Origin of the sequence: Desulfurobacterium sp. (assembly GCF_027028515.1) — a bacterium.
Taxonomy (GTDB): Bacteria; Aquificota; Aquificia; order Desulfurobacteriales; family Desulfurobacteriaceae; genus Desulfurobacterium_A.
The window spans coordinates 1-2,407 of the sequence record NZ_JALVIW010000102.1 but is presented as its reverse complement, the minus strand read 5'-3'; the positions used below and the strand labels follow the sequence as shown (position 1 = coordinate 2,407).

General features: G+C 40.4%; 1 protein-coding gene and 1 pseudogene. One reads left to right on the top strand and one right to left on the bottom strand.

The features are described from left to right. A pseudogene (locus MV676_RS08465) lies at nucleotides 1–289 on the bottom strand (hypothetical protein); the annotation flags it as partial. A 30-nt stretch (nucleotides 290–319) separates the two neighbouring features. Here MV676_RS08465 and MV676_RS08460 point away from each other — a divergent pair. Next, entirely contained in the window at nucleotides 320–2,017 is a 1,698-nt protein-coding gene (locus MV676_RS08460) for a CRISPR-associated primase-polymerase type A1 (protein WP_297446745.1), read from the top strand. Nucleotides 2,018–2,407 lie beyond the last annotated feature (390 nt).

Here is a 2,407-nt window from a genome sequence, read left to right as displayed (position 1 = left end):
TGTATGGAAAGGGAGGTGCAAAGGCAAAGGGATGTGGAACAAAGGGGTATTTCCTTAAAACTTCGGCATCTTTGGGTTTTGGAGTTTCAAATAGATATCCGTATGCGCAGCTTTGATTGAGGGGGCATTCAATACAGCTTTTATAAGACCTTGCGACACAAGAGATTCTTTTCAGTGCACTGCCGAAAGCTCCTCTAAAGCTTGAAAAAAGCCGTTTAGGTACCTCTTCAGGCCTTTCCACCTCAAAATTGACTCTGAAAACCACTAAAGGGAGCCATACCGATGACATTTTGTGTCCCCTGCGATACAATTACACGATATGGAAGAAAGTGCAAAGAGAGCTTTAGAAAGGGCCGAGCGTCTCCTTGCCAGGGGAGAAGAGGATGATGTCAGAACACTTGTTCTCAAATGGCGTTCTTTTCCCGGCCAATTTCCAGAAGATTACTACCGTTGGGCAAAACTTTGTGAGGACTTGGGCCTTGATAACTTAGCCTACGAGTGCATAACCCGTGCAGTCTCTATCTCTCCTGAAAACCCGCGTTATCTGTTTGAACAGGCGAACATATCTTATCGCCTTGGCTTATTAAACGAAACTGCGCGGACACTTAAGAGGATTTTGCAGATAAAGGAATCTTCCACTATTCGTGAATTTCTTGCTTCTGTACTTAGGGAGATGGGACAGGAAGGTTCTGCTCGTGTGGTATCGGGAAAAGTGCACAGGAAACGCTTTCTACTTCGCTGGTTTCCACCCGATCTTGGACATAAAGAGCTTGAACCTTTCTTCCTTTTGTTCAAGGGCAGGAAAATCCATGCAGAACTAATGCTGACTCCTTTAGGAGATGTCTCTGCTGTATTGAGAAATGGTGGTATAAGCTTACAAAAGCTTAAAGACCATCTCCTTGGTAGAACCTATCTAATTTACTTTCCTTTGCTGGATGATAAGACTGTAACTGCAGCGTATATACTAATCCGTGTTCCTAAAAAGCAAATAGAAAAGCATCTAAGAGAAGATGCCTGGCTTGAAAGAAAAAGAGAACGTGTAAAAGAGGTAGCGTTAAAAGCTTTTCGTACGTGTAGCTCTTGGGGGTTAAATCCGGTACTTGAGAGAATGCATAAGTTCAAGTACAGACTTTGGTTCTTCTTTGACACTCCTGTTCACTTCCTTTGGGTAAAAAGGTTTCTTGAATCTGTTATTGAGCATTTACCATATCCCGAAAGTGAAATAGTCTATAGCTTGGGCATTCCCACTAAAGGCGTAGGTGTAGGTTGGAAGGAAAGGGGATTTGAGATGCCATTGGGTGTTCATCCTGCAACTTTGGAGCGCTCCTTATTTGTGGACGCAGAAGGAAAACCTTATCCAGAGCAGTTAAGATTTGTTAAAAGAATCGTCCCCATGTCTTTTCCTTCTCTAAAAGACTTTTGCAAAGGTAAGCAGTTTAGGTTTCCTGAAGTTGACGTTAACGTTCAACTTGTTAAACTTATGTCAAAATGTGCAGTGATTAATCATATAGTGAAAAGAGCGGAGATTGGAAAAAGACTTAGTAGGGAAGAAAAGATAGCAATTATACTTACAGTTGGTTTCTTGAAAAACGGTAAGGATCTTGTTCATCGGATCCTTTCAGGAACACCAGATTACAGCTATATTAAGCTTGAAAGAATGTTAAGATCAGCTCCACCAAGACCCATTAGTTGTGACAAGCTGGAAATTTGGTTTTCAAACTTTGTCCTTGATATGCCTTGTGTGTGTATTTTTGGAAAGCTTTTAAAAAATAGATATCCTTCCCCGTTGTTGCATGTGGATCCTAACTTAGTTCCTATGGAAAGCGAGCGCTTGTGTCTGGAAAGATCTAACCCTTCTGAATTGGGGAAAGTGTATCTTAAATTAAAAGAAAAGTTGGCCTTTGTTGAGCGTCAGCTTTTAGGGTATCTTAAGAATAGTCCTAGTAAAAAATTGGGCGTGGGTGACTTTTTGATATACTTGGATGGAGAAACCATCCGTATAAAAGGGAAAAACTGATTGTATTTACTTCTATTAGAGAGTGTGATAGGTTAAAAACAAACAAGGTGTTGCGTAGGAACCTAAAAAGGGTATATGGCTCCTGAGGGAGGGGTAAGGTTTATTATTTTTCGTTTTTCTGTGTAATGCTTTGTTTTTCAATAGCTTATGTGTTTGCCACTTTTCAACCTTGCCTGATTGAGTATTGCTTGGAAAATCAATATGTTATAACCAATGTTATTTTTAAAAGGTAGTAAGAAAAGGAGCGTTGTGAAGAATGTAACAAAACCTTACCGGAAGTTTCCGGTAGATATGCTTCTTATCAAATTTTGTGGACGTACTGTTGGAAAAACCTCCCTCAAAAAGAAGGGATTGCGACAACTTTGAGAAGATACACGCTTACCCCACTTT